Origin of the sequence: Prescottella sp. R16 (assembly GCF_030656875.1) — a bacterium.
In the GTDB taxonomy this organism is placed as follows: domain Bacteria; phylum Actinomycetota; class Actinomycetes; order Mycobacteriales; family Mycobacteriaceae; genus Prescottella.
The window spans coordinates 3,383,578-3,404,434 of record NZ_CP130943.1 but is presented as its reverse complement, the minus strand read 5'-3'; the positions used below and the strand labels follow the sequence as shown (position 1 = coordinate 3,404,434).

General features: G+C 70.9%; 14 protein-coding genes and 7 pseudogenes. 11 read left to right on the top strand and 10 right to left on the bottom strand.

The features are described from left to right. Nucleotides 1-113: 113 nt before the first annotated feature. Nucleotides 114-1,294, top strand: a pseudogene (locus Q5696_RS15945) (aminotransferase-like domain-containing protein); the annotation flags it as partial. Between the two features lie 89 nt (nucleotides 1,295-1,383). Here the strand turns inward: Q5696_RS15945 and Q5696_RS15940 are convergent. Both Q5696_RS15940 and Q5696_RS15935 read right to left on the bottom strand, forming a co-directional pair. Then, nucleotides 1,384-2,573 (bottom strand): annotated as a pseudogene (locus Q5696_RS15940) (aminotransferase-like domain-containing protein). A 160-nt stretch (nucleotides 2,574-2,733) separates the two neighbouring features. After that, nucleotides 2,734-4,140, bottom strand: a complete 1,407-nt coding sequence (locus Q5696_RS15935; RefSeq protein ID WP_305092256.1) for an NAD(P)H-quinone dehydrogenase — start codon at nucleotides 4,138-4,140, stop codon at nucleotides 2,734-2,736. A gap of 192 nt (nucleotides 4,141-4,332) precedes the next feature. Here Q5696_RS15935 and Q5696_RS15930 point away from each other — a divergent pair, with 192 nt between their 5' ends. Next, on the top strand, nucleotides 4,333-4,809 hold the full coding sequence (locus tag Q5696_RS15930) for a gamma-glutamylcyclotransferase family protein (RefSeq protein WP_305092257.1): 477 nt from the start codon (nucleotides 4,333-4,335) through the stop codon (nucleotides 4,807-4,809). On the opposite strand, the gene Q5696_RS15925 is transcribed toward Q5696_RS15930, so the two are convergent. Together Q5696_RS15925 and Q5696_RS15920 are read right to left on the bottom strand one after the other, a co-directional pair. Then, a complete protein-coding gene (locus tag Q5696_RS15925) occupies nucleotides 4,806-5,918 on the bottom strand; it encodes a M20 family metallopeptidase (protein WP_370654944.1) in 1,113 nt (370 codons plus the stop codon). The two genes, Q5696_RS15930 and Q5696_RS15925, sit on opposite strands and share 4 nt — an antisense overlap. A gap of 96 nt (nucleotides 5,919-6,014) precedes the next feature. Beyond that, on the bottom strand, nucleotides 6,015-6,725 hold the full coding sequence (locus tag Q5696_RS15920) for an enoyl-CoA hydratase/isomerase family protein (RefSeq protein ID WP_305092258.1): 711 nt from the start codon (nucleotides 6,723-6,725) through the stop codon (nucleotides 6,015-6,017). A 53-nt stretch (nucleotides 6,726-6,778) separates the two neighbouring features. Here Q5696_RS15920 and Q5696_RS15915 point away from each other — a divergent pair. Together Q5696_RS15915 and Q5696_RS15910 are read left to right on the top strand one after the other, a co-directional pair. After that, a pseudogene (locus tag Q5696_RS15915) lies at nucleotides 6,779-7,563 on the top strand (purine-nucleoside phosphorylase). Next, a pseudogene (locus tag Q5696_RS15910) lies at nucleotides 7,563-9,046 on the top strand (phospho-sugar mutase). Before Q5696_RS15915 ends, Q5696_RS15910 begins: the two co-directional pseudogenes overlap by 1 nt. 4 nt (nucleotides 9,047-9,050) lie before the next feature. On the opposite strand, the gene upp (Q5696_RS15905) reads toward Q5696_RS15910, so the two are convergent. Beyond that, the gene (upp, locus tag Q5696_RS15905) at nucleotides 9,051-9,674 is read right to left on the bottom strand and encodes a uracil phosphoribosyltransferase (protein ID WP_305092261.1); all 624 of its coding nucleotides are present in this window, start codon (nucleotides 9,672-9,674) and stop codon (nucleotides 9,051-9,053) included. Between the two features lie 79 nt (nucleotides 9,675-9,753). Between upp (Q5696_RS15905) and Q5696_RS15900 the strand changes: the two genes are divergently transcribed. Beyond that, the gene (locus Q5696_RS15900; protein ID WP_305092259.1) at nucleotides 9,754-10,068 is read left to right on the top strand and encodes a type VII secretion target; all 315 of its coding nucleotides are present in this window, start codon (nucleotides 9,754-9,756) and stop codon (nucleotides 10,066-10,068) included. Then, nucleotides 10,065-10,352 carry a hypothetical protein gene (locus Q5696_RS15895; RefSeq protein WP_305092260.1) on the top strand — a complete coding sequence of 96 codons (288 nt, stop codon included), beginning with the start codon at nucleotides 10,065-10,067 and terminating at the stop codon, nucleotides 10,350-10,352. Before Q5696_RS15900 ends, Q5696_RS15895 begins: the two co-directional genes overlap by 4 nt. A 224-nt stretch (nucleotides 10,353-10,576) precedes the next feature. Here the strand turns inward: Q5696_RS15895 and Q5696_RS15890 are convergent, their stop codons facing one another. Next, the gene (locus Q5696_RS15890) at nucleotides 10,577-10,891 is read right to left on the bottom strand and encodes a type VII secretion target (RefSeq protein ID WP_305092259.1); all 315 of its coding nucleotides are present in this window, start codon (nucleotides 10,889-10,891) and stop codon (nucleotides 10,577-10,579) included. A 79-nt stretch (nucleotides 10,892-10,970) separates the two neighbouring features. Here Q5696_RS15890 and upp (Q5696_RS15885) point away from each other — a divergent pair. After that, nucleotides 10,971-11,590 (top strand): annotated as a pseudogene (gene upp, locus Q5696_RS15885) (uracil phosphoribosyltransferase). 4 nt (nucleotides 11,591-11,594) lie between these two features. Here upp (Q5696_RS15885) and Q5696_RS15880 read toward each other — a convergent pair. Both Q5696_RS15880 and Q5696_RS15875 read right to left on the bottom strand, forming a co-directional pair. Then, nucleotides 11,595-13,075 (bottom strand): annotated as a pseudogene (locus Q5696_RS15880) (phospho-sugar mutase). Continuing rightward, nucleotides 13,075-13,858, bottom strand: a pseudogene (locus Q5696_RS15875) (purine-nucleoside phosphorylase). Before Q5696_RS15875 ends, Q5696_RS15880 begins: the two co-directional pseudogenes overlap by 1 nt. Before the next feature lie 53 nt (nucleotides 13,859-13,911). Between Q5696_RS15875 and Q5696_RS15870 the strand changes: the two are divergent. Both Q5696_RS15870 and Q5696_RS15865 read left to right on the top strand, forming a co-directional pair. Then, a complete protein-coding gene (locus tag Q5696_RS15870; RefSeq protein ID WP_305092258.1) occupies nucleotides 13,912-14,622 on the top strand; it encodes an enoyl-CoA hydratase/isomerase family protein in 711 nt (236 codons plus the stop codon). 96 nt (nucleotides 14,623-14,718) lie between these two features. Further along, nucleotides 14,719-15,831: a M20 family metallopeptidase gene (locus Q5696_RS15865; RefSeq protein ID WP_370654944.1), complete on the top strand. Its 1,113-nt coding sequence runs from the start codon at nucleotides 14,719-14,721 to the stop codon at nucleotides 15,829-15,831. Here the strand turns inward: Q5696_RS15865 and Q5696_RS15860 are convergent. After that, nucleotides 15,828-16,304: a gamma-glutamylcyclotransferase family protein gene (locus Q5696_RS15860; protein WP_305092257.1), complete on the bottom strand. Its 477-nt coding sequence runs from the start codon at nucleotides 16,302-16,304 to the stop codon at nucleotides 15,828-15,830. The two genes, Q5696_RS15865 and Q5696_RS15860, sit on opposite strands and share 4 nt — an antisense overlap. 192 nt (nucleotides 16,305-16,496) lie before the next feature. Between Q5696_RS15860 and Q5696_RS15855 the strand changes: the two genes are divergently transcribed. Both Q5696_RS15855 and Q5696_RS15850 read left to right on the top strand, forming a co-directional pair. After that, on the top strand, nucleotides 16,497-17,903 hold the full coding sequence (locus Q5696_RS15855; RefSeq protein WP_305092256.1) for an NAD(P)H-quinone dehydrogenase: 1,407 nt from the start codon (nucleotides 16,497-16,499) through the stop codon (nucleotides 17,901-17,903). Between the two features lie 160 nt (nucleotides 17,904-18,063). Further along, on the top strand, nucleotides 18,064-19,254 hold the full coding sequence (locus tag Q5696_RS15850; RefSeq protein ID WP_305092255.1) for an aminotransferase-like domain-containing protein: 1,191 nt from the start codon (nucleotides 18,064-18,066) through the stop codon (nucleotides 19,252-19,254). Nucleotides 19,255-19,334: 80 nt separating this feature from the next. On the opposite strand, the gene glpK is transcribed toward Q5696_RS15850, so the two are convergent. Further along, entirely contained in the window at nucleotides 19,335-20,840 is a 1,506-nt protein-coding gene (gene glpK / locus Q5696_RS15845; protein WP_305092254.1) for a glycerol kinase GlpK, read from the bottom strand. Nucleotides 20,841-20,857: the final 17 nt, after the last annotated feature.

Here is a 20,857-nt window from a genome sequence, read left to right as displayed (position 1 = left end):
TGTGATGATGTGAGGGGCCGACAACCATCGGCCCCTCACATCGCTCTCCGCCCCGCGGATCCGGGACGACCTGGGTGTTCCAGTCTTCGTTCCGCTGCCACGGGAGTTCTCTCATGTCGCTCGACACGTCCGTCCGGTTGTCCGCTCGCATGTCCGGGCTCCGCAGTTCCGCCATTCGTGACCTGCTCACCCTCACCGCCCGCCCCGACGTGATCAGTCTGGCCGGTGGGCTGCCCGCGACGGAACTCGTTCCGCGTGAACGCATCACGCAGGCCGCCGAGCATGCGCTGGCCGATCCGCGAGCGGTGCAGTACGGGGAGACGTCCGGGTGGGCACCGTTGCGGGAGGTGATCGCGGCCCGGGAGAGCGGGAAGATCGGGCGCGACGTCGACCGGTCGGAGGTCGTCGTCACGCACGGCTCGCAGCAGGCGCTGAGTCTGCTGGCGCAGGTGCTGCTGGACCCCGGTGACACGGTGGTCGTGGAGGAACCCGGCTACACCGGTGCGCTGCAGGTGTTCCGTACCGCGCAGGCCGCACTGGTGCCCGTCGCGCTGGACGCCGACGGGATGGACACCGCGCGCTGGAGAACATGCTGCGGGAGGGCTTGCGCCCCAAGGTCGTCCACACCGTGAGCAACTTCCACAATCCGCGGGGTGTGGTGTTGTCGCACGAGCGTCGACGGCACCTCGCGGCGCTCGCCGACCGGTACGGATTCTGGGTGATCGAGGACGATCCGTACGGCGAACTGTGGTTCGACGCACCCGCACCCGCCCCGGTTGCGGCGCATTCGGAGCGGGTGCTGCGACTGTCGAGCGGGTCGAAGATTCTGGCGCCGGCGCTGCGGATCGGTTGGCTGCACGGTGACCGCCGCGTGTGCGAGGCCGTCGAACTGCTCAAGCAGGGCGCGGATCTGTGCGGGTCGTCGCTGACGCAGCAGATCGCGGCGGAGCTGCTGGCGGACGATCCGTGGCTGACCCGGCACCTGGACACGGTGCGGTCGGCGTATGCGGCGCGGGCCCGGACCCTGGTCGACGCGCTCGCGGAGTCCTTCGGGGGCACCGTGTCCCATGCCGGGGTCCGGGGCGGCATGTTCTGCTGGATCGAGTTCTCCGACGGTGCCGACACGGCCGCCCTGTTGGACACGGCGGTGCGTCACGGTGTCGCGTTCGTGCCGGGCGGGGCGTTCGGTGTCGCGGACGCCCATCGGTCCGCGGCCCGGCTGTGCTTCGCCACCTACGACGGCCCGGTGCTCGCCGACGGGATCGAGCGACTGCGGACGGCGTACGACGCGCATCGGCGTGACCTCGAACTGCTGCGCGTGAGTCGACCCTCCTGCGCGCGATCGTGCGCGCAGGAGGTCGACTCACGCGCAGCAGTTCGAGGTCACGCCCGATGCGCGTCGTACGCCGTCCGCAGTCGCTCGATCCCGTCGGCGAGCACCGGGCCGTCGTAGGTGGCGAAGCACAGCCGGGCCGCGGACCGATGGGCGTCCGCGACACCGAACGCCCCCGCCCGGCACGAACGCGACACCGTGACGCACCGCCGTGTCCAACAGGGCGGCCGTGTCGGCACCGTCGGAGAACTCGATCCAGCAGAACATGCCGCCCCGGACCCCGGCATGGGACACGGTGCCCCCGAAGGACTCCGCGAGCGCGTCGACCAGGGTCCGGGCCCGCGCCGCATACGCCGACCGCACCGTGTCCAGGTGCCGGGTCAGCCACGGATCGTCCGCCAGCAGCTCCGCCGCGATCTGCTGCGTCAGCGACGACCCGCACAGATCCGCGCCCTGCTTGAGCAGTTCGACGGCCTCGCACACGCGGCGGTCACCGTGCAGCCAACCGATCCGCAGCGCCGGCGCCAGAATCTTCGACCCGCTCGACAGTCGCAGCACCCGCTCCGAATGCGCCGCAACCGGGGCGGGTGCGGGTGCGTCGAACCACAGTTCGCCGTACGGATCGTCCTCGATCACCCAGAATCCGTACCGGTCGGCGAGCGCCGCGAGGTGCCGTCGACGCTCGTGCGACAACACCACACCCCGCGGATTGTGGAAGTTGCTCACGGTGTGGACGACCTTGGGGCGCAAGCCCTCCCGCAGCATGTTCTCCAGCGCCGCGGTGTCCATCCCGTCGGCGTCCAGCGCGACGGGCACCAGTGCGGCCTGCGCGGTACGGAACACCTGCAGCGCACCGGTGTAGCCGGGTTCCTCCACGACCACCGTGTCACCGGGGTCCAGCAGCACCTGCGCCAGCAGACTCAGCGCCTGCTGCGAGCCGTGCGTGACGACGACCTCCGACCGGTCGACGTCGCGCCCGATCTTCCCGCTCTCCCGGGCCGCGATCACCTCCCGCAACGGTGCCCACCCGGACGTCTCCCCGTACTGCACCGCTCGCGGATCGGCCAGCGCATGCTCGGCGGCCTGCGTGATGCGTTCACGCGGAACGAGTTCCGTCGCGGGCAGCCCACCGGCCAGACTGATCACGTCGGGGCGGGGGGAGGGTGAGCAGGTCACGAATGGCGGAACTGCGGAGCCCGGACATGCGAGCGGACAACCGGACGGACGTGTCGAGCGACATGAGAGAACTCCCGTGGCAGCGGAACGAAGACTGGAACACCCAGGTCGTCCCGGATCCGCGGGGCGGAGAGCGATGTGAGGGGCCGATGGTTGTCGGCCCCTCACATCATCACACAATCGCGTCCAGCAAGTGAAATGCCCGTCTCACATTTCAGGAATCGTCAGTCCAGGTCGTCGTGCCGCATCAGCTGACGCGACGCCTCGGTGATCGACCCCGACAGCGACGGGTACACCGAGAACGTCTGTGCCAGATCGTTGACGGTGAGGTTGTTCTGCACCGCGATCGCGATGGGCAGGATCAGCTCGGACGCCGTCGCCGCCACCACGACACCACCGATGACGACACCGGTGGCCGGGCGGCAGAAGATCTTCACGAAGCCGCGACGCAGGCCGGACATCTTGGCGCGCGGGTTGGTGTTGAGCGGCAGCATCACGGTGCGGGCCGGGACCTCACCGCTGTCGATCGCCGCCTGACTGACACCGACGTTCGCGATCTCCGGGCGGGTGAACACCGCCGACGCGACCGTCTTGAGCTTGATCGGGCTCACACCCTCACCGAGCGCGTGGTACATCGCGATACGGCCCTGCATCGCCGCCACCGACGCCAACGGCAGCAGCCCCGTGCAGTCACCGGCCGCGTAGATCCCGGACACCGTGGTGCGCGAGACCCGGTCGACCCGCAGGTAGCCACCCTGGTCGAGTTCGATGCCGACCTTCTCGAGGCCGAGACTGCCGGTGTTCGGGGTGGAGCCGACGGCCATCAGCGCGTGACTTCCGGTGACGGTGCGCCCGTCCGACAGCTTGACCAGGACACCCCCGTCCGCGGTGCGTTCGACGGCGTCGGCCCGCGCATGCTTGACGAGCGTGACGCCACGTTCGGTGAGCACGTCCTCGAGGACGAGGGCTGCGTCGGCGTCCTCGTGCGGCATCATCCGGTCGCGGCTCGACACCAACGTCACCTTGACGCCCATCTCGGTGTAGGCGGACACGAACTCGGCACCCGTGACACCGGAACCGACGACCACGAGATGCTCGGGCAGCTCCTCGAGGTCGTACAGGTGCCGCCACGTGAGGATGCGTTCCCCGTCCGGGACGGCTCCGGGCAGGACACGCGGGCTGGCGCCGGTGGCGATGAGGACGACGTCGGCGTCGAGCACCTTCTCCTCACCGCTGTGCAGGGTGGCACGCACCTGGTGCGACGCCATACCGATCTGCGAGTCGATCAGTTCGGCGGTACCGGACAGCAGTTGGACGCCGACGCTCTGCAGGCGTGCCCGGATGTCCGCGGACTGGGCCTGCGCGAGGTTCTTCACACGCGTGTTGATCTGCGGCAGGGAGATGGTGGCACTGGACGGGTCGAGAGCGATACCGAGATCGGTGGCGCGGCGCATGTCGGTGCGGATACCGGTGGACGCGATGAACGTCTTGGACGGCACGCAGTCGAACAGCACGCACGCGCCACCGACGCCGTCGGAATCGACCAGGGTCACCGAAGCCTGATGCTGCGCCGCCACCAGCGCCGCCTCGTAGCCGGCGGGTCCGCCGCCGATGATCACGATCCGGGTCATTCGTCCTCCAAGGTCGCCGCGGGGCCGGGATCTCCGGCCACACCCGGTACAACGCTATTCCAGTGACCGGGAACACGCAGGCGACGGGGGTCGCACGGGTGCTATTCGCGCGCCGGGAACGCCACCGGGGACGGGCGGTCGCGACACCTGTCCGTTACCCGCATGCGCGGTGTACGGATTAGGCTTGCCGCCGTGCCGATCTATGCCGCGTACGGGTCCAACATGCACCCGGAACAGATGCTCGAACGCTGCCCGCACTCCCCCATGGCGGGCACGGGCTGGCTGCCGGGCTGGCGGCTCACGTTCAGCGGCGACGACATCGGCTGGGAGGGCGCGCTCGCGACCGTCGTCGAGGACCCGGAGAACCCGGACACGGGTGTGTTCGTCGTGCTCTACGACGTGCCCGCGGAGGACGAACAGCGGCTGGACCGCTGGGAGGGGTCCGAACTGGGCCTGCACCGCAAGATCCGGTTGCGGGTCGAGACCACGGACGGCCCCACCCTGGCCTGGCTGTACGTCCTCGACGCCTACGAGGGTGGGCTGCCGTCCGCCCGCTACCTCGGGGTGATCGCGGAGGCCGCCGAGATCGCCGGTGCGCCCGCCGACTACGTGCGCGGCCTGCGGACCCGCAACAGCCGCAACGTGGGCCCCGGCACCCCCGGAATCTAGACCTGCAGCACCAGATTCGTCAGTACCCGCACCCCGGTCGCGAGGGCCCGCTCGTCGAGGTCGAACGTCGGCTGGTGGATGTCCAGTTGCGGGCCGTGCCCGGACCACACGCCGAGGCGTGCCATCGCCCCCGGCGCCTCCTCGAGATACCACGAGAAGTCCTCGCCGCCACCGGACTGTGGAGTGTCGGCGAGCGCGTCGGGCCCGATCGGCCGGACCGCGTCCTCGAACATCCGTGCGGACACCTCGTCGTTGACGACGGGCGGGACTCCGCGCCGGTAGTCGAGTTCGTAGCGCACCCCGGTGGGTGCGAGCAGTCCGTGCACGATCTCCCGGACGATCGGTTCGAGCAGTTCCCAGGTGGCGTGGTCGCCGGTCCGGACGGTCCCGGTGAGCAGGCCGCTGCGCGGGATCGCGTTGGGCGCCTGCCCGGCACTGACCGCCCCCCACACCATGACGGTGCCGCTGCGCGGATCGATACGCCGGCTGAGCATGCCCGGGAGCCCGGTGATGACGGTGCCGATCGCGTACACCAGATCCGTCGTCAGGTGCGGCCGGGACGTGTGCCCGCCGGGTGAGTCGAGGACGAGTTCGACGGTGTCCGCGGCCGACGTGATCGCCCCCACCCGCACCCCGACACGACCGGCCTCGAGTCGGGGGTCGCAGTGCAGCGCGAAGATCCGCGACACCCCCTGCATGCCTCCGGCGGCGACGACGTCGAGCGCCCCACCGGGCATCACCTCTTCCGCCGGCTGGAAGATGAACCGCACTCCGATCGGCAACTGCGGCAACGAGTTCAGGACCAAAGCGGTGCCGAGCAGAATCGCGGTGTGGGCGTCGTGCCCGCACGCGTGCGCCACCCCGGGCACCGTCGACGCATACGGCGCGCCGGTCGCCTCCTGCAACGGCAGCGCGTCCATGTCGCCGCGCAACGCCACCCGCATCCCGCCGGGGCCGATGTCGCAGACGATGCCGGTGCCGCCGGGCAGCAGCAACGGCGACATCCCGGCCGCCGACAGCTGGGCGGCAACGAAACTGGTGGTCGCGAACTCGCGGCGCGCCAGCTCCGGGTTGGCGTGGAAGTGCCGCCGCCACCGCGACAGATCCATCGTGTGCTCGGCCAGCCACGCTTCGACGCCTTCGTTCACCGGCACGTCACCTCCTCACCCGGACCCAGTCTGTCACTCCCGGAGCCCGCGCCCCGGTCAACCGAACGTGAAATTGCTGCTGTCGGTCGTGACGGCGAGAGCCTCGAGCGCGTCCCGGTGCAGTCCCCGCTTGATCCCGGCGAGGTTCGCGCCGTGCGTCGACACCAGGGCCGACGCCCGCGCCACGGCCGCGGCGAGAACCGAGCCCCCGTCCGTGTCCGCGTCGACGGTGGCGTCGACGATGCCGGCCGTGCAGGCGTCGCCGCCGCCGTAGCGTCGTCCCGTCGTCATCGCCTCGACCGCCGTCTGCCGGGGCAGCCGGGCCGCGAGCAGCCCGGACATGCCCACCGTGAACGGCATGTTCAGGGTGACCTCGGGCAGGCAGAAGTAGCCGCGGTCGCCGCGCATGACCCGGAAGTCGTGGGCGAGCGCGAGCATCGCCCCCGCACCGAAGGCGTGCCCCTGCACCGCGGCGACGGTCGCCATGGGGAACGCCAGCAGCCGCGAATAGATCGTGTGCACCCGGTCGAGGTAGCCGGGCAGCTCGGCGAGATGCCCGAACACCCAGTCGGTGTCGAGTCCGTTGGTGTAGAACTTGCCGGTCGCCGTCGTGACGAGGGCCGCCGGACCCTCGTGGGCCTCGACCTCGTCGAGCAACGCATGTGTCGCGTCGATCCAGTCGGGGTGGAACCGATTCTCGTTGTCCGTCTCACCCTCGGTGCCGAGGTACAGGACGAAGACGTCGCCGTCGCGCTTGAGGTATGGCATGACGCGATACTACCCACGAGTAATATCGCGTGTCGCCGCTACTGTGTCGCTTCATGGGCACACTCGAACAGCAGGCCGCCGACGTCCTCGCCGAGCGCACCGGCGTCGCGCAGCACGCGGCGGCCGTCGTACTGGGATCCGGGTGGCGGGCCGCCGCCGACGCGCTCGGTGTTCCCGTCGCGACCGTGCCGATGACCGACCTGCCCGGGTTCGCGCCGCCGTCCGCGGCCGGGCACGCCGGAACGGTGCTGTCGGTGCGGGTCGGCGATCTCCCGGTCCTGGTCCTGCTCGGCCGCACCCATGCGTACGAGGGACACGACCTCGCCCGCGTCGTGCATCCGGTGCGGACCGCGATCACCGCCGGCGCCCGCACCGTGATCCTCACCAACGCGGCCGGCGGCATCCGGCCCGGACTGCAGGTGGGCCAACCGGTACTCATCGGCGACCATCTCAACCTCACGGCCCGCTCGCCCCTGGTCGGCGCCCAGTTCGTCGATCTGGTCGACGCCTACAACCCCCGGCTGCGGGCCCTGGCCCGCGAGATCGATCCGACACTCGACGAGGGGTGTACGCGGGACTTCCCGGCCCGCACTACGAGACACCCGCCGAGATCCGGATGCTCGCGACGCTCGGCGCCGATCTGGTGGGCATGTCGACGGTGCACGAGACGATCGCGGCCCGCGCCCTGGGCGCCGACGTTCTCGGGGTGTCGCTCGTGACGAACCTCGCCGCCGGCATCACCGGCGAGCACCTCGACCATGCCGAGGTGCTGGCTGCGGGACAGGCGTCGGCGGCCCGGATGGGCGTCCTGTTGCGCGACCTGCTGGCGCGCCTGTGATGCTCCGGTTCGGGACGGCGGGGCTGCGCGGCCCGGTCGGCGACGGCCCCGACTGCATGAACGTCGGCGTCGTCGAAGCCGCGACGGCGGGCCTGGCGGCGTGGCTGCGTGGCCGCTGCCTCGGTGGCGGCGTGGTGGTCGTGGGCCGCGACACCCGACACGGGTCGGAGGAGTTCGCCCGCGCCGCCGCGGAGGTCCTGGCGGCCGAGGGTTTCGACGTGCGGCTGCTGCCGCGCCCGCTGCCGACACCGGTGCTCGCGTTCGCCGTCCGGTATCTGGACGCGGTTGCGGGCGTGCAGATCACGGCGTCACACAATCCGCCCGCCGACAACGGCTACAAGGTGTACGTGCACGGCGGGTCGCCACTCGCGGCCCCGGCCGACCGGGAGATCGAGGATGCGATCGGCCGCGTCTCACAGATCCGGCGTGCCCCGGTGCACCCTGCCGACGACGCCCTCGTCACCGCGTACCTGGACCGGGTCTCGTCGTTGCCGTTCGGTGACCGCCGCGACGTCCGGATCGCCCTCACTCCCCTGCACGGTGTGGGCGGCGAGACCGCGGTGACTGCCCTGCACGCCGCGGGATTCACCGACATCCACACCGTGGCAACACAATTCACCCCCAACCCCGACTTCCCGACGGTCGCGTTCCCGAACCCCGAGGAACCCGGGGCCACCGACGAACTGCTCGCGCTCGCCGCCGCGCCGTCGACGCCGACCTCGCGATCGCTCTCGACCCGGACGCCGACCGTTGCGCCGTCGGGGTGCCCGGCCCGGACGGGTGGCGGATGCTCACCGGCGACGAGACCGGCGCCCTACTCGGCGACCGCATCCTCTCGCAGGCCCCCGCCGGGGCCCTGGTCGCCACGACGATCGTGTCGTCGACGCTGCTCGGCAGGATCGCCGACGCCCGCGGGTTCCGGTCCACGCGCACCCTCACCGGATTCAAATGGCTCGTCCGCGCCGGGGCCGGCCTCGTCTACGCGTACGAGGAGGCGATCGGGCACTGCGTCGACCCGGACACCGTGCGGGACAAGGACGGTATCTCGGCGGCCGTGCTGGTGGCCGATCTCGCCGCCGATCTGGCCGGACAGGGCCGGACGCTGTCCGATGCGCTCGACGATCTCGCCGCCGAGTTCGGGATGCACGTCACCGGTCAGGTGTCGCGCCGGTTCGACACCGTCGCCGACGCGGACCGCGTCCTGGCGCGGCTGCGCACCCGGCCGCCGACCGAACTCGACGGCACGGCAGTGGCGTTCACCGACCTCGCCGACGCCCGCGGGCCGCTGCGCACCGACGCCGTCGTGTTCGACGGCGACGGCGTGCACGTCACGGTGCGCCCGTCGGGTACCGAGCCGAAACTCAAGTGCTACATCGAGGTCGTCGAACCGGTGCGCGGCCGCGACGACGTGCCGGCGGCCCGCAGCACCGCCCGGGAGCGCACCGCCCGGCTGCGGCGAACTCTCGAGGAGACGATCGCGTAACGACTCAGCGCGGGCCGAACTGCCGGTCCCCGGCGTCACCGAGACCGGGCACGATGAACGCGTTCTCGTCGAGGCCCTCGTCGACGGTCGCGGTGATCAGCCGCACCGGATGCCCGGACGCCTCGAGCGCGGCAACGCCCTGCGGGGCCGCGACGACACACACCGCGGTGACGTCGGTGGCGCCGCGCGCGACGAGCAGGTCGATCGTGTGGACCATCGAGCCGCCCGTCGCGAGCATCGGATCGAGAACGAACACGGGCCGCCCGGACAGGTCCGCGGGCAGCGACTCGAGGTACGGCACCGGCTGATGCGTCTGCTCGTCCCGGCCCATACCGACGAACCCGACCTGCGACTGCGGAATCAGCGAGCTGGCCTGCTCGATCATGCCGAGACCGGCCCGCAGCACCGGCACCAGCAGCGGCGGATGCGCCAGCCGCACCCCCGTCGTGACCGTGACCGGGGTCGTGACCTCGAACGTCTCGATCGGGGCGGTGCGGGTCGCCTCGTAGATCAGCATCTGGGTGAGCTGCCGCAGCGCGGACCGGAACGTCGCGTTGTCGCTGCGTTCGTCGCGCATCCGGGTCAGTAGGGCTGCGGCCAGAGGGTGGTCCACCACCTGCGTTTCCATGACTGTCGAGGATAGTGGGAACCGAAACGGTCTCTACTGCGTCCAACCCGTCGACGAACCAGTATCGATGGGGGATGCGATGAGTGAGTTCTCTGCAACGACATCCGGGATCGCCGCTTTCGGGACGACCGCGGCGGGTCTCGCCGGCCGGGTCGGGACCGCCGGCTCGGGGATCTCGGCGAACGGCACCGGCCTGCTCGGGCCCGTGTTCGGATTGATCGGCGGCGATTTCGTGGCCGCGTTCGAACGGGCCCGCGGCGCCCATTCGGCCGAACTCGGACGGCTCGCCGGCACGTGGTCGGCGATGGGTGACGCCGCAGCGACGACGGCGGCCGCGTACGACGCCACCGACGCCTATACCGCGTCCGGTCTCGATGCGGGGGCGGCGCTGTGATCGACGTTCTCGCCCGCCCGGTCGCCGACCTGCTGGGGGCCTTCGGCACCGGGGTCCTGCCCGCCGGATCACCGGCGGACGCGCTGCGCGTCGCATCGGACACCCTCGACGCGGCCTACCTGGCCGGGCGCACCGCCCTCGGCGAACTCGACCGGGCCTGGTCCGGGGTCGCCGCCGACGCGGCCGTCGACAAGGTGCAGGCCACGCAGGCGTCGACGGTGGTGCTGTCGGATCAGGGCCGGGAGATCGCCGGGGTCGTCGACGCCGCGTCGACGCCGGGGTAGCACCACCGTCGACGCCTGCGTGGCCTGCACCTTGTCGACGGCCGCGTCGGCGGCGACCCCGGACCAGGCCCGGTCGAGTTCGCCGAGGGCGGTGCGCCCGGCCAGGTAGGCCGCGTCGAGGGTGTCCGATGCGACGCGCAGCGCGTCCGCCGGTGATCCGGCGGGCAGGACCCCGGTGCCGAAGGCCCCCAGCAGGTCGGCGACCGGGCGGGCGAGAACGTCGATCACAGCGCCGCCCCCGCATCGAGACCGGACGCGGTATAGGCGTCGGTGGCGTCGTACGCGGCCGCCGTCGTCGCTGCGGCGTCACCCATCGCCGACCACGTGCCGGCGAGCCGTCCGAGTTCGGCCGAATGGGCGCCGCGGGCCCGTTCGAACGCGGCCACGAAATCGCCGCCGATCAATCCGAACACGGGCCCGAGCAGGCCGGTGCCGTTCGCCGAGATCCCCGAGCCGGCGGTCCCGACCCGGCCGGCGAGACCCGCCGCGGTCGTCCCGAAAGCGGCGATCCCGGATGTCGTTGCAGAGAACTCACTCATCGCATCCCCCATCGATACTGGTTCGTCGACGGGTTGGACGCAGTAGAGACCGTTTCGGTTCCCACTATCCTCGACAGTCATGGAAACGCAGGTGGTGGACCACCCTCTGGCCGCAGCCCTACTGACCCGGATGCGCGACGAACGCAGCGACAACGCGACGTTCCGGCGCGCTGCGGCAGCTCACCCAGATGCTGATCTACGAGGCGACCCGCACCCCCCGATCGAGACGTTCGAGGTCACGACCCGGTCACGGTCACGACGGGGGTGCGGCTGGCGCATCCGCCGCTGCTGGTGCCGGTGCTGCGGGCCGGTCTCGGCATGATCGAGCAGGCCAGCTCGCTGATTCCGCAGTCGCAGGTCGGGTTCGTCGGTATGGGCCGGGACGAGCAGACGCATCAGCCGGTGCCGTACCTCGAGTCGCTGCCCGCGGACCTGTCCGGGCGGCCCGTGTTCGTTCTCGATCCGATGCTCGCGACGGGCGGCTCGATGGTCCACACGATCGACCTGCTCGTCGCGCGCGGCGCCACCGACGTCACCGCGGTGTGTGTCGTCGCGGCCCCGCAGGGCGTTGCCGCGCTCGAGGCGTCCGGGCATCCGGTGCGGCTGATCACCGCGACCGTCGACGAGGGCCTCGACGAGAACGCGTTCATCGTGCCCGGTCTCGGTGACGCCGGGGACCGGCAGTTCGGCCCGCGCTGAGTCGTTACGCGATCGTCTCCTCGAGAGTTCGCCGCAGCCGGGCGGTGCGCTCCCGGGCGGTGCTGCGGGCCGCCGGCACGTCGTCGCGGCCGCGCACCGGTTCGACGACCTCGATGTAGCACTTGAGTTTCGGCTCGGTACCCGACGGGCGCACCGTGACGTGCACGCCGTCGCCGTCGAACACGACGGCGTCGGTGCGCAGCGGCCCGCGGGCGTCGGCGAGGTCGGTGAACGCCACTGCCGTGCCGTCGAGTTCGGTCGGCGGCCGGGTGCGCAGCCGCGCCAGGACGCGGTCCGCGTCGGCGACGGTGTCGAACCGGCGCGACACCTGACCGGTGACGTGCATCCCGAACTCGGCGGCGAGATCGTCGAGCGCATCGGACAGCGTCCGGCCCTGTCCGGCCAGATCGGCGGCGAGATCGGCCACCAGCACGGCCGCCGAGATACCGTCCTTGTCCCGCACGGTGTCCGGGTCGACGCAGTGCCCGATCGCCTCCTCGTACGCGTAGACGAGGCCGGCCCCGGCGCGGACGAGCCATTTGAATCCGGTGAGGGTGCGCGTGGACCGGAACCCGCGGGCGTCGGCGATCCTGCCGAGCAGCGTCGACGACACGATCGTCGTGGCGACCAGGGCCCGGCGGGGGCCTGCGAGAGGATGCGGTCGCCGAGTAGGGCGCCGGTCTCGTCGCCGGTGAGCATCCGCCACCCGTCCGGGCCGGGCACCCCGACGGCGCAACGGTCGGCGTCCGGGTCGAGAGCGATCGCGAGGTCGGCGTCGACGGCTGCGGCGAGCGCGAGCAGTTCGTCGGTGGCCCCGGGTTCCTCGGGGTTCGGGAACGCGACCGTCGGGAAGTCGGGGTTGGGGGTGAATTGTGTTGCCACGGTGTGGATGTCGGTGAATCCCGCGGCGTGCAGGGCAGTCACCGCGGTCTCGCCGCCCACACCGTGCAGGGGAGTGAGGGCGATCCGGACGTCGCGGCGGTCACCGAACGGCAACGACGAGACCCGGTCCAGGTACGCGGTGACGAGGGCGTCGTCGGCAGGGTGCACCGGGGCACGCCGGATCTGTGAGACGCGGCCGATCGCATCCTCGATCTCCCGGTCGGCCGGGGCCGCGAGTGGCGACCCGCCGTGCACGTACACCTTGTAGCCGTTGTCGGCGGGCGGATTGTGTGACGCCGTGATCTGCACGCCCGCAACCGCGTCCAGATACCGGACGGCGAACGCGAGCACCGGTGTCGGCAGCGGGCGCGGCAGCAGCCGCACGTCGAAACCCTCGGCCGCCAGGACCTCCGCGGCGGCGCGGGCGAACTCCTCCGACCCGTGTCGGGTGTCGCGGCCCACGACCACCACGCCGCCACCGAGGCAGCGGCCACGCAGCCACGCCGCCAGGCCCGCCGTCGCGGCTTCGACGACGCCGACGTTCATGCAGTCGGGGCCGTCGCCGACCGGGCCGCGCAGCCCCGCCGTCCCGAACCGGAGCATCACAGGCGCGCCAGCAGGTCGCGCAACAGGACGCCCATCCGGGCCGCCGACGCCTGTCCCGCAGCCAGCACCTCGGCATGGTCGAGGTGCTCGCCGGTGATGCCGGCGGCGAGGTTCGTCACGAGCGACACCCCGAGAACGTCGGCGCCCAGGGCGCGGGCCGCGATCGTCTCGTGCACCGTCGACATGCCCACCAGATCGGCGCCGAGCGTCGCGAGCATCCGGATCTCGGCGGGTGTCTCGTAGTGCGGGCCGGGAAGTCCCGCGTACACCCCCTCGTCGAGTGTCGGATCGATCTCGCGGGCCAGGGCCCGCAGCCGGGGGTTGTAGGCGTCGACCAGATCGACGAACTGGGCGCCGACCAGGGGCGAGCGGGCCGTGAGGTTGAGATGGTCGCCGATGAGTACCGGTTGGCCCACCTGCAGTCCGGGCCGGATGCCGCCGGCCGCGTTGGTGAGGATCACGGTGCGGGCGCCGGCGGTGATCGCGGTCCGCACCGGATGCACGACGCGGGCGAGGTCGTGTCCCTCGTACGCATGGGTGCGGCCGAGCAGGACCAGGACCGGGAGATCGCCGACCCGCACCGACAGCACCGTTCCGGCGTGCCCGGGCGGACGGCGGCGCGAACCCGGGCAGGTCGGTCATCGGCACGGTCGCGACGGGAACACCGAGCGCGTCGGCGGCGGCCCGCCACCCGGATCCCAGTACGACGGCCGCCGCGTGCTGCGCGACGCCGGTGCGCTCGGCGAGGACGTCGGCGGCCTGCTGTTCGAGTGTGCCCATGAAGCGACACAGTAGCGGCGACACGCGATATTACTCGTGGGTAGTATCGCGTCATGCCATACCTCAAGCGCGACGGCGACGTCTTCGTCCTGTACCTCGGCACCGAGGGTGAGACGGACAACGAGAATCGGTTCCACCCCGACTGGATCGACGCGACACATGCGTTGCTCGACGAGGTCGAGGCCCACGAGGGTCCGGCGGCCCTCGTCACGACGGCGACCGGCAAGTTCTACACCAACGGACTCGACACCGACTGGGTGTTCGGGCATCTCGCCGAGCTGCCCGGCTACCTCGACCGGGTGCACACGATCTATTCGCGGCTGCTGGCGTTCCCCATGGCGACCGTCGCCGCGGTGCAGGGGCACGCCTTCGGTGCGGGGGCGATGCTCGCGCTCGCCCACGACTTCCGGGTCATGCGCGGCGACCGCGGCTACTTCTGCCTGCCCGAGGTCACCCTGAACATGCCGTTCACGGTGGGCATGTCCGGGCTGCTCGCGGCCCGGCTGCCCCGGCAGACGGCGGTCGAGGCGATGACGACGGGACGACGCTACGGCGGCGGCGACGCCTGCACGGCCGGCATCGTCGACGCCACCGTCGACGCGGACACGGACGGGGGCTCGGTTCTCGCCGCGGCCGTGGCGCGGGCGTCGGCCCTGGTGTCGACGCACGGCGCGAACCTCGCCGGGATCAAGCGGGGACTGCACCGGGACGCGCTCGAGGCTCTCGCCGTCACGACCGACAGCAGCAATTTCACGTTCGGTTGACCGGGGCGCGGGCTCCGGGAGTGACAGACTGGGTCCGGGTGAGGAGGTGACGTGCCGGTGAACGAAGGCGTCGAAGCGTGGCTGGCCGAGCACACGATGGATCTGTCGCGGTGGCGGCGGCACTTCCACGCCAACCCGGAGCTGGCGCGCCGCGAGTTCGCGACCACCAGTTTCGTTGCCGCCCAGCTGTCGGCGGCCGGGATGTCGCCGTTGCTGCTGCCCGGCGGCACCGGCATCGTCTGCGACATCGGCCCCGGCGGGATGCGGGTGGCGTTGCGCGGCGACATGGACGCGCTGCCGTTGCAGGAGGCGACCGGCGCGCCGTATGCGTCGACGGTGCCCGGGGTGGCGCACGCGTGCGGGCACGACGCCCACACCGCGATTCTGCTCGGCACCGCTTTGGTCCTGAACTCGTTGCCGCAGTTGCCGATCGGAGTGCGGTTCATCTTCCAGCCGGCGGAAGAGGTGATGCCCGGTGGGGCGCTCGACGTCGTCGCCGCCGGAGGCATGCAGGGGGTGTCGCGGATCTTCGCGCTGCACTGCGACCCCCGACTCGAGGCCGGTCGTGTCGGGGTGCGGGTGGGGGCGATCACGTCGGCCGCGGACACCGTCGAACTCGTCCTCGACTCACCCGGCGGGCACACGTCCCGGCCGCACCTGACGACGGATCTGGTGTACGCGATCGGCACCGTCATCACCGGGCTCCCGGGCATGCTCAGCCGGCGTATCGATCCGCGCAGCGGCACCGTCATGGTGTGGGGGGCGGTCAGTGCCGGGCAGGCGCCCAACGCGATCCCGCGCAGCGGCCTGCTCACCGGGACCGTCCGGACCGGCGACCACGCCACCTGGGAACTGCTCGAACCGATCGTCCGGGAGATCGTGCACGGACTGCTCGCACCCACCGGGGTGCGCTACGAACTCGACTACCGGCGCGGAGTCCCGCCCGTCGTCAACGACGAGGTGTCCGCACGGATGTTCGAGGACGCGGTCCGGCCGATCGGGCCCGACGCGCTCGCCGACACTCCACAGTCCGGTGGCGGCGAGGACTTCTCGTGGTATCTCGAGGAGGCGCCGGGGGCGATGGCACGCCTCGGCGTGTGGTCCGGGCACGGCCCGCAACTGGACATCCACCAGCCGACGTTCGACCTCGACGAGCGGGCCCTCGCGACCGGGGTGCGGGTACTGACGAATCTGGTGCTGCAGGTCTAGATTCCGGGGGTGCCGGGGCCCACGTTGCGGCTGTTGCGGGTCCGCAGGCCGCGCACGTAGTCGGCGGGCGCACCGGCGATCTCGGCGGCCTCCGCGATCACCCCGAGGTAGCGGGCGGACGGCAGCCCACCCTCGTAGGCGTCGAGGACGTACAGCCAGGCCAGGGTGGGGCCGTCCGTGGTCTCGACCCGCAACCGGATCTTGCGGTGCAGGCCCAGTTCGGACCCCTCCCAGCGGTCCAGCCGCTGTTCGTCCTCCGCGGGCACGTCGTAGAGCACGACGAACACACCCGTGTCCGGGTTCTCCGGGTCCTCGACGACGGTCGCGAGCGCGCCCTCCCAGCCGATGTCGTCGCCGCTGAACGTGAGCCGCCAGCCCGGCAGCCAGCCCGTGCCCGCCATGGGGGAGTGCGGGCAGCGTTCGAGCATCTGTTCCGGGTGCATGTTGGACCCGTACGCGGCATAGATCGGCACGGCGGCAAGCCTAATCCGTACACCGCGCATGCGGGTAACGGACAGGTGTCGCGACCGCCCGTCCCCGGTGGCGTTCCCGGCGCGCGAATAGCACCCGTGCGACCCCCGTCGCCTGCGTGTTCCCGGTCACTGGAATAGCGTTGTACCGGGTGTGGCCGGAGATCCCGGCCCCGCGGCGACCTTGGAGGACGAATGACCCGGATCGTGATCATCGGCGGCGGACCCGCCGGCTACGAGGCGGCGCTGGTGGCGGCGCAGCATCAGGCTTCGGTGACCCTGGTCGATTCCGACGGCGTCGGTGGCGCGTGCGTGCTGTTCGACTGCGTGCCGTCCAAGACGTTCATCGCGTCCACCGGTATCCGCACCGACATGCGCCGCGCCACCGATCTCGGTATCGCTCTCGACCCGTCCAGTGCCACCATCTCCCTGCCGCAGATCAACACGCGTGTGAAGAACCTCGCGCAGGCCCAGTCCGCGGACATCCGGGCACGCCTGCAGAGCGTCGGCGTCCAACTGCTGTCCGGTACCGCCGAACTGATCGACTCGCAGATCGGTATGGCGTCGCACCAGGTGCGTGCCACCCTGCACAGCGGTGAGGAGAAGGTGCTCGACGCCGACGTCGTCCTCATCGCCACCGGCGCCAGCCCGCGTGTCCTGCCCGGAGCCGTCCCGGACGGGGAACGCATCCTCACGTGGCGGCACCTGTACGACCTCGAGGAGCTGCCCGAGCATCTCGTGGTCGTCGGTTCCGGTGTCACGGGTGCCGAGTTCGTGTCCGCCTACACCGAGATGGGCGTCAAGGTGACGTTGGTGTCGAGCCGCGACCGGATGATGCCGCACGAGGACGCCGACGCAGCCCTCGTCCTCGAGGACGTGCTCACCGAACGTGGCGTCACGCTCGTCAAGCATGCGCGGGCCGACGCCGTCGAACGCACCGCGGACGGGGGTGTCCTGGTCAAGCTGTCGGACGGGCGCACCGTCACCGGAAGTCACGCGCTGATGGCCGTCGGCTCCACCCCGAACACCGGCAGTCTCGGCCTCGAGAAGGTCGGCATCGAACTCGACCAGGGTGGCTACCTGCGGGTCGACCGGGTCTCGCGCACCACGGTGTCCGGGATCTACGCGGCCGGTGACTGCACGGGGCTGCTGCCGTTGGCGTCGGTGGCGGCGATGCAGGGCCGTATCGCGATGTACCACGCGCTCGGTGAGGGTGTGAGCCCGATCAAGCTCAAGACGGTCGCGTCGGCGGTGTTCACCCGCCCGGAGATCGCGAACGTCGGTGTCAGTCAGGCGGCGATCGACAGCGGTGAGGTCCCGGCCCGCACCGTGATGCTGCCGCTCAACACCAACCCGCGCGCCAAGATGTCCGGCCTGCGTCGCGGCTTCGTGAAGATCTTCTGCCGCCCGGCCACCGGTGTCGTCATCGGTGGTGTCGTGGTGGCGGCGACGGCGTCCGAGCTGATCCTGCCCATCGCGATCGCGGTGCAGAACAACCTCACCGTCAACGATCTGGCACAGACGTTCTCGGTGTACCCGTCGCTGTCGGGGTCGATCACCGAGGCGTCGCGTCAGCTGATGCGGCACGACGACCTGGACTGACGATTCCTGAAATGTGAGACGGGCATTTCACTTGCTGGACGCGATTGTGTGATGATGTGAGGGGCCGACAACCATCGGCCCCTCACATCGCTCTCCGCCCCGCGGATCCGGGACGACCTGGGTGTTCCAGTCTTCGTTCCGCTGCCACGGGAGTTCTCTCATGTCGCTCGACACGTCCGTCCGGTTGTCCGCTCGCATGTCCGGGCTCCGCAGTTCCGCCATTCGTGACCTGCTCACCCTCACCGCCCGCCCCGACGTGATCAGTCTGGCCGGTGGGCTGCCCGCGACGGAACTCGTTCCGCGTGAACGCATCACGCAGGCCGCCGAGCATGCGCTGGCCGATCCGCGAGCGGTGCAGTACGGGGAGACGTCCGGGTGGGCACCGTTGCGGGAGGTGATCGCGGCCCGGGAGAGCGGGAAGATCGGGCGCGACGTCGACCGGTCGGAGGTCGTCGTCACGCACGGCTCGCAGCAGGCGCTGAGTCTGCTGGCGCAGGTGCTGCTGGACCCCGGTGACACGGTGGTCGTGGAGGAACCCGGCTACACCGGTGCGCTGCAGGTGTTCCGTACCGCGCAGGCCGCACTGGTGCCCGTCGCGCTGGACGCCGACGGGATGGACACCGCGGCGCTGGAGAACATGCTGCGGGAGGGCTTGCGCCCCAAGGTCGTCCACACCGTGAGCAACTTCCACAATCCGCGGGGTGTGGTGTTGTCGCACGAGCGTCGACGGCACCTCGCGGCGCTCGCCGACCGGTACGGATTCTGGGTGATCGAGGACGATCCGTACGGCGAACTGTGGTTCGACGCACCCGCACCCGCCCCGGTTGCGGCGCATTCGGAGCGGGTGCTGCGACTGTCGAGCGGGTCGAAGATTCTGGCGCCGGCGCTGCGGATCGGTTGGCTGCACGGTGACCGCCGCGTGTGCGAGGCCGTCGAACTGCTCAAGCAGGGCGCGGATCTGTGCGGGTCGTCGCTGACGCAGCAGATCGCGGCGGAGCTGCTGGCGGACGATCCGTGGCTGACCCGGCACCTGGACACGGTGCGGTCGGCGTATGCGGCGCGGGCCCGGACCCTGGTCGACGCGCTCGCGGAGTCCTTCGGGGGCACCGTGTCCCATGCCGGGGTCCGGGGCGGCATGTTCTGCTGGATCGAGTTCTCCGACGGTGCCGACACGGCCGCCCTGTTGGACACGGCGGTGCGTCACGGTGTCGCGTTCGTGCCGGGCGGGGCGTTCGGTGTCGCGGACGCCCATCGGTCCGCGGCCCGGCTGTGCTTCGCCACCTACGACGGCCCGGTGCTCGCCGACGGGATCGAGCGACTGCGGACGGCGTACGACGCGCATCGGGCGTGACCTCGAACTGCTGCGCGTGAGTCGACCTCCTGCGCGCACGATCGCGCGCAGGAGACGAATCCGCGCGCAGCGGACGTGGTCTACGTCGTCGGAGCGTCGTCCACCCAGTCGTAGGTGCGTTCGACGGCCTTGTTCCAGCCGGCGTACAGGCGGGCACGCTCGTCCGCGCCCATCCGGGGCCGCCACGTCTTGTCCTCGGCCCAGTTGGCGCGGATGTCGTCCTCGCTCTCCCAGAACCCGACGGCCAGACCGGCCGCGTAGGCGGCACCGAGCGCGGTCGTCTCGTTCACCACCGGACGCGTCACCGGGACGTCGAGAATGTCGGACTGGAACTGCATCAGGGTGTCGTTGACGACCATGCCGCCGTCCACCTTGAGCGCACTGAGCTCGACACCGGAATCGGCGCGCATCGCCTCGATCACCTCCCGCGTCTGATAGGCGGTGGCCTCGAGCGCGGCCCGCGCCAGATGCCCCTTGTTCACGAACCGGGTCAGCCCGGCGATCACGCCGCGGGCATCCGGCCGCCAGCGGGGCGCGAACAACCCCGAGAACGCCGGCACGATGTAGGCGCCGCCGTTGTCGTCGACCGTGTTCGCGAGCGGCTCGATGTCCTTGGCGGACCGGATGATTCCCAGATTGTCGCGCAGCCACTGCACGAGCGACCCCGTCACCGCCACCGAACCCTCGAGCGCGTACACCGCGGGCTTCTCGCCGAGCCGGTAACAGACCGTGGTGAGCAGCCCGTGCTCACTGTGCACCGGAGTGGTCCCGGTGTTGAGTAGCAGGAAGTTTCCGGTGCCGTACGTGTTCTTCGCCTCGCCCGCCGACAGGCACGCCTGCCCGAACGTCGCGGCCTGCTGATCGCCGAGAATGCCGGCGACCGGAATCCCCGCCGAGATGCCGGGCAGGGCGAGCTCGCCGTACACCTCGGACGAACTGCGGATCTCCGGCAGCATCGACATCGGAATCCCCATGGCGGCGCAGATGTCCGGATCCCACTCGAGGGTCTCGATGTTCATCAGCATCGTGCGCGACGCATTCGTCACATCCGTGACGTGCAGGCCACCCGTGAGATTCCAGACGACCCACGAATCGATCGTCCCGAAACACAACTCACCGGCCTCCGCGCGCTCCCGGGCACCGTCGACCCGGTCGAGGATCCAGCGGACCTTGGGGCCCGAGAAGTACGTCGACAGCGGCAGTCCCGTCACGCCGCGGAACCGGTCCGGTCCGGCGTCGCCACCGATCTCGGTGCACAACCGGTCGGTGCGGGTGTCCTGCCAGACGATCGCATTGTGGACGGGCTTGCCGGTCCGGCGGTCCCACACGACGGTGGTCTCGCGCTGATTGGTGATGCCGACCGCCGCGATGTCCGCGGCCGTCAGATTCGTCCTGGCGAGCACCGACCCGATCATCTCCCGGGTATTGCTCCACAGTTCCTCCGGATCGTGTTCCACCCAGCCCGGTTTCGGGAAGATCTGCTCGTGTTCCTTCTGAGCCACGCCCGCGACCCGGCCGTCGTGGTCGAAGATCATGCATCGGCTCGACGTGGTGCCCTGGTCGATGGCGGCGATGTATCGGGTCAACGTCGTCCTCGTCTCTC

Bases quoted from the DNA above. Each gene is read 5' to 3' on its own strand.
- Q5696_RS15900 (WP_305092259.1), top strand. From the start codon at position 9,754: ATGAGTGAGTTCTCTGCAACGACATCCGGGATCGCCGCTTTCGGGACG.
- Q5696_RS15920 (WP_305092258.1), bottom strand. From the start codon at position 6,725: ATGCCATACCTCAAGCGCGACGGCGACGTCTTCGTCCTGTACCTCGGC.
- Q5696_RS15870 (WP_305092258.1), top strand. From the start codon at position 13,912: ATGCCATACCTCAAGCGCGACGGCGACGTCTTCGTCCTGTACCTCGGC.
- Q5696_RS15925 (WP_370654944.1), bottom strand. From the start codon at position 5,918: ATGGATCTGTCGCGGTGGCGGCGGCACTTCCACGCCAACCCGGAGCTG.
- Q5696_RS15865 (WP_370654944.1), top strand. From the start codon at position 14,719: ATGGATCTGTCGCGGTGGCGGCGGCACTTCCACGCCAACCCGGAGCTG.
- Q5696_RS15850 (WP_305092255.1), top strand. From the start codon at position 18,064: ATGTCGCTCGACACGTCCGTCCGGTTGTCCGCTCGCATGTCCGGGCTC.
- Q5696_RS15890 (WP_305092259.1), bottom strand. From the start codon at position 10,891: ATGAGTGAGTTCTCTGCAACGACATCCGGGATCGCCGCTTTCGGGACG.
- upp (WP_305092261.1), bottom strand. From the start codon at position 9,674: ATGGAAACGCAGGTGGTGGACCACCCTCTGGCCGCAGCCCTACTGACC.
- Q5696_RS15935 (WP_305092256.1), bottom strand. From the start codon at position 4,140: ATGACCCGGATCGTGATCATCGGCGGCGGACCCGCCGGCTACGAGGCG.
- Q5696_RS15855 (WP_305092256.1), top strand. From the start codon at position 16,497: ATGACCCGGATCGTGATCATCGGCGGCGGACCCGCCGGCTACGAGGCG.